This is a genomic window from Escherichia sp. E4742 (assembly GCF_005843885.1).
Lineage (GTDB): Bacteria > Pseudomonadota > Gammaproteobacteria > Enterobacterales > Enterobacteriaceae > Escherichia.
Genome location: NZ_CP040443.1, coordinates 1,821,466 through 1,836,132 on the forward strand (window position 1 = coordinate 1,821,466; position 14,667 = coordinate 1,836,132).

15 protein-coding genes and 1 tRNA gene are annotated in these 14,667 nt (G+C 50.9%); 2 read left to right on the plus strand and 14 right to left on the minus strand.

The window, feature by feature from the left end; translation table 11 throughout:
• Positions 1-37: 37 nt before the first annotated feature.
• From FEM44_RS08830 to FEM44_RS08845, 3 genes are all read right to left on the minus strand, one after another.
• Positions 38-145 (minus strand): type I toxin-antitoxin system toxin Ldr family protein, encoded by a 108-nt coding sequence (locus tag FEM44_RS08830; protein WP_002431793.1) that lies wholly within the window; start codon positions 143-145, stop codon positions 38-40.
• Between the two features lie 374 nt (positions 146-519).
• Positions 520-627 (minus strand): type I toxin-antitoxin system toxin Ldr family protein, encoded by a 108-nt coding sequence (locus tag FEM44_RS08835; RefSeq protein WP_074399497.1) that lies wholly within the window; start codon positions 625-627, stop codon positions 520-522.
• Positions 628-1,002: 375 nt separating this feature from the next.
• Entirely contained in the window at positions 1,003-1,110 is a 108-nt protein-coding gene (locus FEM44_RS08845; protein WP_002431793.1) for a type I toxin-antitoxin system toxin Ldr family protein, read from the minus strand.
• Between the two features lie 71 nt (positions 1,111-1,181).
• On the opposite strand from FEM44_RS08845, the gene FEM44_RS08850 reads away from it, so the two are divergent.
• Complete coding sequence (locus tag FEM44_RS08850; RefSeq protein ID WP_171022592.1) at positions 1,182-1,355, plus strand: hypothetical protein; 174 nt, start codon at positions 1,182-1,184, stop codon at positions 1,353-1,355.
• Positions 1,356-1,585: 230 nt separating this feature from the next.
• A complete protein-coding gene (locus tag FEM44_RS08855) occupies positions 1,586-2,857 on the plus strand; it encodes an amino acid permease (RefSeq protein ID WP_130210096.1) in 1,272 nt (423 codons plus the stop codon).
• A 16-nt stretch (positions 2,858-2,873) separates the two neighbouring features.
• Here FEM44_RS08855 and FEM44_RS08860 read toward each other — a convergent pair whose 3' ends face one another.
• The 11 genes from FEM44_RS08860 to FEM44_RS08915 form a co-directional block, all read right to left on the minus strand.
• Entirely contained in the window at positions 2,874-3,881 is a 1,008-nt protein-coding gene (locus tag FEM44_RS08860) for a type II toxin-antitoxin system HipA family toxin (RefSeq protein WP_135522587.1), read from the minus strand.
• The gene (locus FEM44_RS08865) at positions 3,881-4,192 is read right to left on the minus strand and encodes a HipA N-terminal domain-containing protein (protein ID WP_130210092.1); all 312 of its coding nucleotides are present in this window, start codon (positions 4,190-4,192) and stop codon (positions 3,881-3,883) included. The genes FEM44_RS08860 and FEM44_RS08865 overlap by 1 nt, the downstream gene beginning before the upstream one ends.
• Positions 4,177-4,500 (minus strand): helix-turn-helix domain-containing protein, encoded by a 324-nt coding sequence (locus FEM44_RS08870; protein WP_130222989.1) that lies wholly within the window; start codon positions 4,498-4,500, stop codon positions 4,177-4,179. Before FEM44_RS08870 ends, FEM44_RS08865 begins: the two co-directional genes overlap by 16 nt.
• 224 nt (positions 4,501-4,724) lie before the next feature.
• Entirely contained in the window at positions 4,725-5,738 is a 1,014-nt protein-coding gene (dppF, locus tag FEM44_RS08875; protein WP_135522586.1) for a dipeptide ABC transporter ATP-binding subunit DppF, read from the minus strand.
• On the minus strand, positions 5,735-6,718 hold the full coding sequence (gene dppD, locus FEM44_RS08880; protein WP_135522585.1) for a dipeptide ABC transporter ATP-binding protein: 984 nt from the start codon (positions 6,716-6,718) through the stop codon (positions 5,735-5,737). Before dppD ends, dppF begins: the two co-directional genes overlap by 4 nt.
• A 10-nt stretch (positions 6,719-6,728) precedes the next feature.
• Positions 6,729-7,631 carry a dipeptide ABC transporter permease DppC gene (gene dppC / locus FEM44_RS08885; RefSeq protein ID WP_135522584.1) on the minus strand — a complete coding sequence of 301 codons (903 nt, stop codon included), beginning with the start codon at positions 7,629-7,631 and terminating at the stop codon, positions 6,729-6,731.
• 9 nt (positions 7,632-7,640) lie between these two features.
• Complete coding sequence (dppB, locus tag FEM44_RS08890) at positions 7,641-8,660, minus strand: dipeptide ABC transporter permease DppB (protein ID WP_000938857.1); 1,020 nt, start codon at positions 8,658-8,660, stop codon at positions 7,641-7,643.
• 307 nt (positions 8,661-8,967) lie between these two features.
• Complete coding sequence (gene dppA, locus FEM44_RS08900) at positions 8,968-10,575, minus strand: dipeptide ABC transporter substrate-binding protein DppA (protein WP_016262652.1); 1,608 nt, start codon at positions 10,573-10,575, stop codon at positions 8,968-8,970.
• Between the two features lie 709 nt (positions 10,576-11,284).
• Positions 11,285-11,361: transfer RNA gene (locus tag FEM44_RS08905), tRNA-Pro, on the minus strand.
• A 91-nt stretch (positions 11,362-11,452) separates the two neighbouring features.
• Positions 11,453-13,144, minus strand: coding sequence for a kdo(2)-lipid A phosphoethanolamine 7''-transferase (gene eptB, locus FEM44_RS08910; protein ID WP_130216274.1), 1,692 nt, complete (start codon positions 13,142-13,144; stop codon positions 11,453-11,455).
• A 276-nt stretch (positions 13,145-13,420) separates the two neighbouring features.
• Positions 13,421-14,623: an L-lactate MFS transporter gene (locus FEM44_RS08915; protein WP_135522583.1), complete on the minus strand. Its 1,203-nt coding sequence runs from the start codon at positions 14,621-14,623 to the stop codon at positions 13,421-13,423.
• Positions 14,624-14,667: the final 44 nt, after the last annotated feature.

Consider the following 14,667-nt stretch of genomic DNA (forward strand, 5'->3'; position numbering starts at 1 on the left):
AATTGCCATTACGGCAGCCTGACACCCGCATGACATATTACTTCCGCTTATTCAGCCAGCTCACGATCAGGCTGGCGAGGATGCCAGCAATGACCGGAGCCGCTAAATCGTGCCAGAAGGCCATGCCCAACTCTGCGAGCGTCATATAGCCGCCTCTGTTGTAATGACAACGTTTCGCGGCTATTCTTGAATGGTCTAGATGCAAGAATGGCCCCCGTGATGTTGTCAGGTGCATACCTGCAGCGTGCGGGGGTTTTCTCTCTCCAGCAACCAATGCCACCAGGGATAAAGCCCCCGCAACATTGCGCCTCACCGGAATCTTCCGGCTTGCCGCTGATTCTACGATTGTTTTTCTGTTCCGGAATCCGTCAATTCTTCACTCTGTGCTGCGCATTCCGCAGAATATTATCCGCTTGCAACCATTGCATTTTTCTTACGAAAAAGGCCGCAGAGTTTCACCCCTGCGGCCTGGTCCGGGCGCAAATTGCCATTACGGCAGCCTGACGCCCGCATGACACGTTACTTCCGCTTATTCAGCCAGCTCACGATCAGGCTGGCGAGAATGCCAGCAATGACCGGAGCCGCTAAATCGTGCCAGAAAGCCATGCTTAACTCTGCGAGCGTCATATAGCCGCCTCTGTTGTAATGACAACGTTTCGCGGCTATTCTTGAGTTGTTCAGGTTCAAGATTAGCCCCCGTGATGTTGTCAGGTGTATACCTGCAACGTGCGGGGGTTTTCTCTCTCCAGCAACCAATGCCACCAGGGATAAAGCCCCCGCAACATTGCGCCTCACCGGAATCCTTCCGGCTTGCCGCTGATTCTACGATTGTTTTTCTGTTCCGGAATCCGTCAATTCTTCACTCTGTGCTGCGCATTCCGCAGAATATTATCCGCTTGCAACCGTTGCATTTTTCTTACGAAAAAGGCCGCAGAGTTTCACCCCTGCGGCCTGGTCCGGGCGCAAATTGCCATTACGGCAGCCTGACGCCCGCATGACACGTTACTTCCGCTTATTCAGCCAGCTCACGATCAGGCTGGCGAGAATGCCAGCAATGACCGGAGCCGCTAAATCGTGCCAGAAGGCCATGCCCAACTCTGCGAGCGTCATATAGCCGCCTCTGTTGTAATGACAACGTTTCGCGGCTATCCTTGAGTTGTCTATTATCAAGAATGGCCCCCGTGATGTTGCCAGGTGCAGACCTGCAACGTGCGGGGGTTTTCTCTTTCCAGCAACCAATGCCGCCGGGGATAAAGCTCCCGCAACATTGCGCCTCACCGGAATCCTTCCGGCTTGCCGCTGATTCTACGATTGCGTTTTACCGTCAGCATCTGGCAATTTTCCTCATTGCGTGATGCCTTCCAGCTTAATTTCTTTGTTTACAATAGTTGCAGTTCATATCCGAGCTGACTCCAGACTGGTAGTGAAATGCGCAATTTTGTAGAATTGCGCCTCCTCGCAATCTCCCCAGTGAATCTGTTGTCTCATTCATTACACACTGCGTATTCAACTTCTCTACCAGTTGCGCAAGAGAAGCTGGGGTTATTCATTTTTACGAGGCTGACTTCTTTCTGGACAGGACTTTATGCAGCACAACACACAACCATTACACGATCACAAATTGCCGTTTACGCGCTACGACTTCGGCTGGGTTTTATTATGTATAGGAATGGCGATTGGTGCCGGAACCGTGCTGATGCCGGTACAAATTGGCCTGAAGGGGATTTGGGTATTTATTACCGCTGCAATTATTGCTTATCCGGCAACCTGGATAGTGCAGGACATTTATTTAAAGACACTTTCAGAAAGTGATTCCTGTAATGACTATACAGATATTATCAGTCATTACCTGGGCAAAAACTGGGGAATTTTCCTCGGGGTCATCTACTTTTTGATGATTATTCACGGGATTTTTATCTACTCTCTCTCCGTAGTTTTCGACAGCGCCTCATACCTGAAAACCTTCGGTTTAACCGATGCCGATCTTTCACAATCTCTACTTTATAAAGTCGCTATTTTCGCCGTACTGGTGGCGATTGCGTCTGGTGGTGAAAGGTTGCTATTTAAGATCTCCGGGCCAATGGTGGTGGTCAAAGTCGGCATTATTGTCGTGTTCGGTTTTGCGATGATCCCGCACTGGAATTTCGCCAATATAACCGCCTTCCCACAAGCCTCCGTATTTTTCCGCGACGTCCTGCTCACCATTCCATTTTGTTTCTTCTCTGCGGTATTTATTCAGGTGCTTAACCCGATGAATATTGCCTATCGTAAGCGGGAAACAGATAAAGTACTGGCAACTCGGCTCGCGCTGCGTACCCACCGGATTAGCTATATCACGCTCATCGCGGTGATCCTGTTTTTTGCCTTTTCGTTTACCTTCTCAATTAGCCACGAAGAAGCCGTTTCTGCCTTTGAACAAAATATCTCGGCACTGGCACTAGCCGCGCAGGTGATCCCCGGGCATATCATTCATATCACCTCTACGGTGCTGAATATCTTTGCCGTACTGACCGCATTCTTTGGCATTTACCTCGGTTTCCACGAGGCCATTAAAGGCATTATTCTCAATCTGTTAAGCCGAATTATTGATACCCAGAAAATTAACTCGCGTATGCTGACTCTGGCAATTTGCGCTTTTATCGTCATTACGCTGACAATTTGGGTTTCATTTCGTGTATCGGTGCTGGTGTTCTTTCAGTTAGGAAGCCCGTTATATGGCATTGTGTCGTGCCTGATTCCGTTTTTCCTGATCTCTAAAGTTTCACAACTGAAAAAACTACGCGGGCTAAAAACATGGCTTATCCTGTTTTATGGCATTTTGCTGTGCTTTTCGCCGCTGTTGAAGCTGATTGAGTAAAAGTAACGGGGGCTGCTCACAGCAGCCCCAGACGATGTCGATAGCATTTCAGTACAGCCTGGATATGCTCCTGAGTCATAAAGGACTGTTCATACGTTTCCATAACAATGGAATTTTCTTTACGTATATCCTGAAAGATTTTTTCCAGCAATCTGGGCGCTAATCCCATCGATTCACCCAACAGCAAAAAGTCCTGCCCGATATACTCGCCATAACCACTGTCAAATCCAGGAGCCAGTTCCCGGCCGCCTTCTTCTCGCATCAATAACGGCAGCGCCAGATAGTTTGAGTGAAAATATTCCGGATAGGGAGCGACAGAAACAAAGTCATACACCGGCGCTAACGCTGGCGTCAAACCATCGGAGTACACTAAGCCAAAGTTTCGTAAATGCATGTCGTTATTACCCAGCAACCAGGCGTAAACAATGCGACGAAAGAGATCGATTTTAAATGCGATGTTGTCGTTAACATGGGCAATTAAAAATCGGGCCAGCGTTTCATAGCTGACGTATTGCTCGTTATCATTTCCCGTTTTGCCATATTTATCTGTAATCTGCATCGCGCCATCAAGTTGCTCCTGATGCACTGGCTGCCCCTTGTCATCCCGGTCATAGCGCCGGATAACAAACGCGTATTCAAGCTCCTCCTCTGATTGTGGTGCAAAACTCAGCAGGCCATGCACAGGTACGTCAAATCCCAAACGAGACATTAATGTCATTGTTGCGTGTTCATTTTCGGCCAAACCGGGAAAGTCGGCTGGAGAGGGCTTAAGGATAAAATTTCCCTGATGATCTACGACGCGGAACTCTCCTTCATCCAGCACTAATTGCAACTTGGGCTGGTAACCGGAAATACTCATCCCTTTTTGTTGACGCGGAAGTTCCTGCACAAACTGAGTTCGCGTAAACCCCAGCCGAGGATTCAATTTTGTAGTGCCGCTCAGGCGCTTCAACCCCTGTGTCGAATATCCGCGCTGTTCGTCACGTTCATTCAGCGGCGTTAACAGAATGCGACAATTCGCCATTATTCCTCCCAAGGTAAAATTTGGATTGCCCCCAGCAGATTCTTGCCGTTATCAATAAGCATTCCCAGCGGATCGTTTTCGTCACGATGCTGTATCTGGCTGTAGCGTTGACGCAGCCATCCTTCTGGCGCCAGTGAGGCAAAATAAGGATGCAACGTCTCACTGGGAAACTGACGCTGTGCGACGGGCAGACTGATTGAGATTGCCGGTCCGTGGTAATCCGGGGCGTACTGGAACAAAAAACCACTGTCGTTCTGAGAGAGTTCACCCACTACCTGACCATAGAGCAACACTTTCACTCGTCGATGCATAGTTTCACTCCAAGAACGTTCGCCACCGCAAACACACTGCCGAATTTAACCTGTTCAGGATCCTTAAAAAGTCGCTTTAACGTGGACGTTGAGATCCCCGTTTGTAGTTCAAGGGTGTATAAATCAATGCCCAATTCTTTGCGCCGTGCGTTCAGTTTTTCCCCCAAATGACGGGGAGTCTCAATGGTCCGGAGGGGGCGTGGTTGACTAATATTCGGCCCCTGGATAAGTTTCTTCTGCAACTCCTGGAGCTGGTCGCCGATCGCTTTCAACTCTTGAGCCAGATTCTGTGACCCCGTGTAGATCATTAAAGAACCTTTCAATTGATAAAAGACAAAAAAAGATCATTTATGGTTAAAGGAGTTCGTTAAGAATCCACAAATGAGCCATTGTTTATTAATTATTATAATTTAGCTCATATATAATCCATTGGCAACAAAAATGGTCAAAAAAGATCTATAAGTGATAGTCAGAGTACAATGAGGTCATATTTGACATGAGACCAGCATGAAAACCGGTCTCATCGGGTGGGTTATACAGCTGGCTTCTGCGGATTTTCATCCTGATCAACAGCAAAGCAGGCAACCAGTTGACCGCCGTAGTCTTTTAGCTGCGGCTGCAACTGGGTGCAGGGGCCGAAGCGTCGACGACAGCGGGCGTTGAAGGCGCAGCCCGGCGGTGGATTCAGCGGGCTTGGCAGTTCACCAGTGAGTTTGATGCGCTCGCGGCGATCGTCCGGGTTCAGGCGCGGCGTCGCAGAGAGCAGTGCCTGGGTGTACGGATGACGTGGGTTATTGAAGATTTGGTCCTTCGTTCCCTTCTCCACGCAGCGGCCCAGGTACATCACCATCACTTCATCAGCAATGTGCTCCACCACCGACAGATCATGCGAGATGAAGACATAAGACAGCCCCAACTCTTGCTGCAAATCCATCATCAGATTGAGCACCTGCGCACGCACCGAGACGTCCAGCGCAGAAACCGGTTCATCGGCAATCACCACATCCGGGTCGAGCATCAGACCACGGGCAATGGCGATACGCTGACGCTGACCACCGGAGAACATATGCGGATAGCGGTCGTAGTGCTCGGTTTTCAGGCCAACTTTTGCCATCATCGACAAGGCTTTTTCCCGACGCTGTTCTTTGCTTAAGCTGGTATTAATCAGCAGCGGCTCTTCAAGAATTTGCCCGACTTTTTTACGCGGATTCAGCGAACCATAGGGATTCTGGAAGACGATCTGGATTTTCTGCCGACGCAGCTTCTGCGCCTGCGGATCGTGCTTGAGCAGATCCTGCCCCTGGTAATACAGTTCACCGCCGGTGGGCGTTTCAATCATCGTCAGCAACCGACCGAGGGTCGATTTACCGCAGCCAGATTCACCTACTACCGCCAGCGTTTTGCCGCGTTCAAGAGTAAATGAAACGCCGTCCAGCGCTTTAACCAGACGTTCCGGCGCGAACATGCCTTTCTTCACCGGGTAATGTTTTTTCAGGTCGATAGCCTGCAACAGCGGTTGTTGCGAGGTGGCCTCATGCGTACTCATAGTGTCGGCCTCCCGGCATCATCAAGTGGGTAGTGGCATTTGGACTGACGCCCGTCAGCGAGCATATTCAGCGCCGGTTCTTCAGCGCGACATCTGTCCGTGGCATAGGGGCAGCGCGGGTTAAGCAGGCAGCCGTTCGGGCGGTCGTACTTGCCGGGAACGACGCCAGGTAACGACGCCAGACGTTCTTTGTCCTGAGCAAATTCCGGCAGCGCGCGTAGCAATGCCTGAGTATACGGGTGACGCGGCGCACGGAAGATGGCATGGGCTTCGCCCGTTTCCACTACCTGACCGGCATACATCACGATGATTTTATGCGCCGCTTCCGCCACCAGCGCCAGGTCATGGGTAATCAACACCAGCGCCATGTTCTCTTTCTGCTGCAATTCCAGCAGCAGTTCGATGATTTGCGCCTGAATGGTCACGTCCAGCGCGGTGGTCGGTTCATCAGCAATCAGCAGTTTTGGTCGACAGGCAATCGCCATCGCGATCATTACACGCTGGCTCATGCCGCCGGAAAGCTGATGCGGGTAAACATCCAGACGCGATGCTGGATCGGGGATGCCAACCAGATTCAACAGGTCAATCGCCCGCTGACGACGGGTACTTTTGTTGCCGCCCTGATGCACTTTAATCGCTTCCATAATCTGGAAACCCACGGTGTAGCACGGGTTAAGGCTGGTCATCGGGTCCTGGAAGATCATCGCCACTTCGGCACCCACCAGATTGCGGCGCTCTTTTTCTGAGATACGCTGCAAATCCTGGCCGTTAAACTCCAGCTTTTCCGCCATTACGCGACCCGGATAATCAATCAGCCCCATAATCGCCAGTGAACTGACCGATTTACCCGAACCGGATTCACCCACAATCCCGACCACTTCTCCCTGTTTTACGCTGTAGCTGATGCGGTCTACGGCGCGGAACGGTGCGCTTTCGTCGCCGAAATGCACCGATAATTTATCTATATTTAATAACGCCATCTCGAACCTCTTACTGCTTCAGTTTGGGATCGAGCGCATCACGCAAACCGTCACCCATCAGGTTAAATGCCAGCACCGTCAGCAGGATCGCCAGACCCGGGAAGGTCACGACCCACCAGGCGCTTTGCGCGAACTGCAACACATCGGAGAGCATGGTGCCCCACTCCGGTGTTGGCGGCTGCGCCCCCATGCCGAGGAAACCAAGAGCAGCCATATCGAGAATGGCGTTAGAGAAGCCGAGCGACGCCTGAACAATCAGCGGTGCAAGGCAGTTGGGAAGAATATTGATAAACATCTGGCGCAGCGCCCCGGCACCTGCCACGCGAGACGCGGTGACGTAATCGCGATTCACCTCCACCAGCACGGCGGCGCGGGTTAAGCGCACATAGTGCGGCAAGGCAACGAAGGTTAGCGCCAGCGCGGCGTTACCAATCGACGGGCCGAAAATCGCCACCAGCACCAACGCCAGCAGCAGACTTGGCAGCGCCAGCATGATATCGACCACGCGCATGATGATGTTATCGACCAGGCCGCCGAAGTAACCGGCGATCAGGCCGAGAATAACGCCCATAATCAGCGATAACACCACCACCAGACAGCCGACCAGCAGCGACAAGCGCGCGCCGTACATCAGGCGCGACATAACGTCACGACCGACGTCATCTGTACCGAGCAAGTGCGCCATGCTGCCGCCTTCCTGCCAGGCTGGCGGGGCGAGTAGCGCATCGCGGAACTGTTCTGCCGGGTTATACGGCGCAATCCAGTTGGCAAAGATCGCGATAAACAGCACGATGACGACGTAAACCAGCCCGACAACCGCGCCTTTGTTGCGTTTAAAATAGTGCCAGAACTCCTGTAACGGGGTCATCGGCACCGGTGCGATAATCACTTTATTTTCAGTAATCTGTGACATGACGTTCCCTTACTTCTTATGACGAATACGCGGGTTCACCACGCCGTACAGCAGATCGACCAGCAGGTTGACGAGGATAATCATCGTCGCCACCAGCAATACACCGCCCTGCACTACCGGATAATCACGGCGTTGCAGCGCGTCAATTAACCAGCGACCCAGACCGGGCCACGAGAAGATGGTTTCAGTCAGAATCGCCCCCGCCAACAGCGTCCCTACCTGCAGGCCGATAACGGTCACCACTGGCAGCATCGCGTTACGCAGCGCATGAACGATAATCACCCGCATACGAGTAAGGCCTTTGGCGCGCGCGGTGCGGATGTAATCCTCGCCCAGCACCTCCAGCATCGAAGAGCGCGTCATACGCACGATAACCGCTAGCGGAATTGTGCCCAGCACCATCGCAGGTAAGATCATATGGGCGACGGCATCGATAAAGTTACCGTCTTCACCCCAGATAGCGGTGTCGATCAACATAAAACCGGTTAACGGATTGGAGTCGTCAAGGAACACCATGTCGCTCACGCGACCGGAGACAGGCGTCAGGTTCCAGTGCACCGAAACCAGCATGATCAGCATCATGCCCCACCAGAAGATAGGCATTGAGTAGCCGGTCAGCGCCAGGCCAACCGCAGTGTGATCGAAAATGGAACCACGTTTAACCGCTGCCAGTACACCGACCGGAATACCGACTGCCGTAGCAAAAATCATCGCGCAGACACCAAGTTCCAGCGTGGCCTGGAAGCGTGGCACGAACTCTTCCCAAACCGGGATGCGGCTTTTCATCGAAATGCCTAAATCGCCGTGCATTACGCCCCAAATGTAATGGAGATACTGCTGCCACATCGGTTTATCCAAGCCGAGTTCTGCCAGCAATTGCGCGTGACGCTCTGGGGAGATCCCACGTTCACCCGCCATGATCATCACCGGATCGCCCGGGATCATGTGGACAAAGGCAAATGTGAGAAGGGTAATACCGATAAACGTGGGGATGACGAGTCCCAAACGTCGGAGAATAAACTGCAACATAACCCGGATTCTCTGTAGTGACCCGCAGCCTGGAACTGCGTGTCTGTATTGCTCACAAATCAATTCCCGCCCGTGCCGGACAGAGAATGAAGTATTGCTGCCGGATGGCGCTGCGCGCAGAGGCACAGCACCACCGGGTATGCAGATTGTTGACAAAGTGCGCTTTGTTTATGCCGGATGCGGCGTTAACGCATTATCCGGCCTACAAAATCGTGCAAACTCAATAAATTGCAGAATTTTCGTAGGCCTGATAAGCGGAGCGCATCAGGCAGTTTTGCCTTTGCCATCAGTCTTGTATGGCTTTTAATTATTCGATAGAGACGTTTTCGAAGTGATGTTTGCCTAATGGATCAACCACATAGCCTTTAACTTCTTTGCGTACCGGTTCAAACACGGTGGAGTGAGCGATGATCAGTGCCGGAGCCTGATCGTGCATCACCACCTGTGCTTGTTTGTACAGTTCAACGCGCTTGTTGTGGTCGTCGGTGGCACGCGCCGGTTGAATCAGGTCTTCAAACGGTTTGTAGCACCATTTTGAGTAGTTGGAGCCTTGTTCAGAGGCGGCGCAGCTGAAAAGGGTGGCGAAGAAGTTATCCGGATCCCCGTTATCGCCAGTCCAGCCCATCATTACCGTCTGGTGCTCGCCATCTTTCGCACGCTTGAGGTACTCACCCCATTCGTAGGTGACGATTTTGGCCTGCACGCCTACTTTCGCCCAGTCAGCCTGAATCATCTCTGCCATGCGGCGAGCGTTCGGGTTATACGGACGTTGTACTGGCATAGCCCACAGGTCGATGGAGAAACCTTTTTCCAGACCCGCTTCTTTCAGCAAGGCTTTCGCTTTTTCAGGATCGTAGGTGTAGTCCTGAACGTCATCGTTATAGCCCCACATGGTTGGCGGGATCAGGTTTTTCGCTGCCACGCCCGCGCCCTGATAAACCGCTTTGATGATCGCATCTTTGTTCACTGCGTAGGTCAGAGCCTGGCGAACTTTCACGTCATCCAGTGGTTTTTTCTGCACGTTATACGAGAGATAACCGACGTTCAGCCCCGGCATTTCCATCAGGTTGATGGATTTATCCTGCTTCATGCGGGCAATGTCTGCCGGGTTCGGGTACGGCATCACCTGGCATTCATTTTTCTGCAATTTTGCGTAACGCACTGAAGCGTCAGGGGTAATAGAGAAGACCAGCGTATCGATCTGCGGTTTGGTACCCCAGTAGCCATCAAACGCTTTGTAGCGAATACGGGAATCTTTTTGATACTGCTGTAACTGGAACGGGCCGGTGCCGATCGGGTTGAGGTCCAGTTTTTCCGGCGTACCGGCTTTCATCATCGCGTCTGCATATTCTTTTGACAGAATAGAGGCGAAGTCCATTGCCAGATCAGCAAGGAACGGCGCTTCCGGGCGAGTCAGCACGAATTGAACGGTGTTGTCGTCCACCTTTTTCACTTCGCTGATCAGCTCCGGCAAGCCCATGCCTTCGAAGTATTCGTAGCTGCCGCCAGAAACTTTATGGTACGGGTTTTGCGCGTTTTTCTGACGGTCGAACGAGAACACCACGTCATCGGCGTTCAGTTCGCGCGTCGGTTTGAATTCTTTGTTGTCGTGCCACTTCACACCTTTACGCAAGTGGAAGGTATAGGTTTTACCGTCATCGCTGACTTCCCACTTTTCAGCGAGGCCCGGAATCACTTCGGTGGTGCCGATTTTAAATTCAACCAGACGGTTATAAAGCGGTACGGAAGAGGCGTCATAGGTGGTGCCGGAAGTAAACAGCTGCGGGTTAAACCCTTCTGGAGATCCTTCTGAGCAATAAACCAGAGTTTTAGCCTGAACACTTGCTGCGACGGTCATAGCCACCAGGCTGAGACCAAGCTTCAGCATCCCTGACTTTTTCAAGGAAATACGCATTATTCTGCTCCAATTGTGATGTTTGTTGTTTTAACCCTTTGCAGTGGGTTGTCGCTGCCTGACCTTTTTTGTTTTTTGCCCGGTCGGGTCAACGTTATGAGGTGGGGATGCCGTACTAATTAACATCAGTGTTACAGTGCGGATCCTCCATAAAATGCCCCTCGTGACCTACAATCTGTCAACAGAATGTGAAAACGTCAATACAGCCCACCGGGATTTACACCAACGGTGAGAATCCACAAACAAAGATTAAAAAAACTTCAAACAACTATTTGCAGCAGAGAAATTTGTGCTACGCCAACATAACCAGAACAATCAGCTTAATATTTGGCAACAATTGGTGATTAAGTTTTATGCATTTAGTGAAAAAAATCTGATGGAAAGGTGGATATCTGAGCGATTAATACCATGAACGCTAAACCGCACAGCGGAAAATGCCAGCGCCAGCCATAAGTAACGCAAAAAAAGATTTAAGCAAATATAGAAAAAGACAATGGATTCTGTCACAAATCCGTTAATGGATAGTGAGATATGGGGCGCAAATTTGGCAGGGAAATGTGTGGTGTGTAGGTCGGATAAGGCGTTCACGCCGCATCCGACAATAAGTGCGGTGCCGTTGCCTGATGCGACGCTGCCGCGTCTTATCAGGCCTACGTTCGAGCGGGTTACAGAAAGCAAAAAACCAGCCCGTAGGCTGGTTTTTCTAAATTGGTCGGTGATAGAGGATTCGAACCTCCGACCCCTTCGTCCCGAACGAAGTGCGCTACCAGGCTGCGCCAATCACCGAATGCGGGGCGCATCTTACTGCGCAGTTACGCCCTCGTCAATCCCTTAATAGCAAAATGCCTTTTGATCGGCGAGAAACTCAGCAGTGCATTTAGTTAGCTTCTGCCTTCTTCGCCTGAGGGATTCGACACCAGTTGTTGTTTTCGTTGATACCACCGTCCGGTGAAGTATAACCAAGGCAACCTAAAATGGTGTCGTACAGTTCTACATGACGGCGTGGCACTTTGATATCCGCCTCTTTTTTCAGCTGCGCGAATGCCTGCGCGTTGGCCGGATTCTCCAGATATTTATCCGACATCCAGACCATCATCGGTACGCGAAACTGCTCCGGTGGCGCATATTCACGTGGTGTGCCATGCAAGTGCTCACGCTCATTAATTGATTCACCGTGGTCCGCTGCATAGAAAATAATGGCCTTCTTATCGCGGAATTTGTCGATGACTGTGTCGATAAAATGATCAACATAGGTGATGGAGTTATCGTATGAGTTAATCATCGGCGCTCGTGGGCATTTGCGGTCAATTGCATAGCACTCTGGCTTCCACTGGGCAAACTCACGGGGATAACGTTGAGTATAATTATAGTGTGACCCTTTGGTATGCAGCACAATCAGATGCTTACCTTCTGGTTTTTTCTCCAGAGAGCGCTCGATTTCATTGACCAGCAACATATCGTCCACCGCTTTCCCACGGTTACGCGGCTCTGCTGCAATTTGCTCGCGATAGGCAATGTTGTCAGCCATGGTGTTGCTATAGAACCACATCTCACTCTGCATAGCGTACAAATCAGAGCTAAAGCCCAGCTGTTTGAGAACCGCAAATACGTTCTGCTCTTTAAGCGTACGTTGTGGGTTATCTTCCGTTCCACCTTCACGCACAAACATACAACGTAGTGATAATTTAGTCGCGGTATCACAAGAATAACCACGGTACATCACCAGGTTTTTCTCTTTGGCCAGCTTCGGCGTGGTATCGCGCTCGTAGCCCAGCATCCCCATATGATCCCAACGCGTAGTTTCGCCAATAATGAAAACCACATAGGTGTCGTCGAGATTTTGCGTCGGGGTATAGGTGAATTTTTTTGCCGGATTCATCAGCGACCGATTGTCTGACGATTCATCCACTTGCGCCCAGGCATACAGCCCCAACGCAGAAAGCCAGTTCGAAGGCAAATAAGAGTTCGCCAGTACGCCACCGTAGCTCGGCATATCCACTCCGGCCATACGGTCTGCACGCTTTTGCACTACATCCATCAGACGAATTGGACCCCATACCAACAAGCCCGCCAAAAGCACGGTAAGCGCACTACGCCAGCGAGTTTTCGGGGTACAAAGCTGACGCCAGAAGGTGTCTTGTGAGCGGTTCATCCAGATAAATAGCAACGGGATAATACTCACCAGTACAACCCATGCGATAAGCGTCCAGCCAACCACTTCTTTCGATAAGTCAATGTCGGTGGTCATCACCGAAGCAACAATCCCGTAGCCAATCATGACATTCATAAATGTCATGTAGTAGCTGGCTCCGGCAGAAATCAGCACCAGCAATGAAGCCAGCACTTTCCAGGCCGTTCTGCCAAAGAGTGAAATTAAACGTAAAAAGAAGAAGGTTGCCAGAACCGTCCCTGCCAGTTCGATAACCGCCGAGACGCCATTAAGAAAAGTGAAGTTATGCGCGTAACCGTCAAACCGACGGAAATAGACTGCGCAATTCATAAACAGACCGATATAGACAGCGAGCAAAAAGCTTAGCTTTTGCTGCGTTATCGTTTTGATATATCTCATGCAAACAAACCCTGGAAAAACAGGTGATAACACCCTGCATAATGGCCTTTCAAGCCAGGCAAGGGAAAAGTGCGAAGGTCGTCAGATAAGGAAAATCTGCACACGCTGATAAGTAGACCACAGCAAAGGGAAAAAGTGTGGGGAAAGAATGTACTTGAAGCACAAATTTACAAAAATACAAGTATGAAAGGAAACTTATGCGGTAATTGAACGCTTAAAAGGGCCAGCTTTATGGCCCTTTTAATCTCAGGACAACTCTAAAACCTGTCGCTAAACTTAACCATGTACTTCGCGCAACACTCTGATCTCAGGCTGGCGAATGGTCGTTGAAAGCGCCAGAGACAAAATCAGCAGGGCAAAAATGACGTAGAAAGTCACATAGAAGCCGCCAAACAGCGAGGCGATAATCGAACCACAAATGCTACCGATACCGAAGCCGAGATAAATTACGCCGTAGTTTTTCGCCAGGTTATTGAGGCCGAAGAACTCACTGACCAGTGACGGGAAGACGGTAATTGTGCCACCGAAGTTAAACGCCACACAGGCAATCGCCGCGAAGAACGTCACCGCATTCAATGGTGCAAATAGCAGTGCTGCCATACCCACCAGCGAAATCACCTGTCCGATAGTGATGACGCGGATACGGGCGATTTTGTCAGACAGAATGCCCAGCACCAGACGACCAGAAAGGTTAGCAATAGAAATAACCGTTACTGCGTTGGCCGCGGAAATTGCATCAAGATGCGCCAGGCTCTGAGCAATATCTTTCGCCACACCAATCACATACAGACCGCTCATGCAGGCCGTGAGGAACATCACCGCCAGCATCCAGTATTGCGGTTTACGCATAGACTCTGCCAGGGTGTAGTCCTTCTCTACTACGCCATTACTGGTTTTCACTTCCTGTTTCGGCGCATCTTTCATTAACGTCGCGCCAAAGACAATCATCACCAACGCAATCGCACCCCAAATTACAAAGGTTTTTTCCAGACCGACCGTTTCCAGCAGTTGTGTGTCGATAAATTTGAACCCCAGGCTTCCCAGGCCATAAGAACCAATGGCGAATGCGGAGATCAGACCTTTACGCTCCGGGAACCACTTCACGCAGTTAGAAAGGGTCAGCAGGTAACCCGCACCATCTGCCAGACCGACCAGCACACCAGCGCTCAACCAGAGCATCATTAGGCTGTTGGAATGCGCGGTAAGGAAGAAACCCAATCCCAGCAGAATACCAGAAGCCATTGTGACGCGCTTGACACCAAAACGTTCCTGTAACTTGCCAGCAACAGAAGAAGAAATTGCCAGTCCCAGACTCAACAGGCCGAAGGAGAAAGCAACCTGACTGACCGGCGCATCCAGTTTGGCAGAGAGCGCGCCATTAAACAGGCTCCAGGTATAAACTGACCCCAGCGCAAACTGGGTAATAATGGTACCGATAAGGGTAAGCCAGCGCGTACGCTGATAGTTTGAAGGTGTCATGGCAGTATTCCTGCGGTAGTAAAAAGGAAAATTCTCTGCCGACA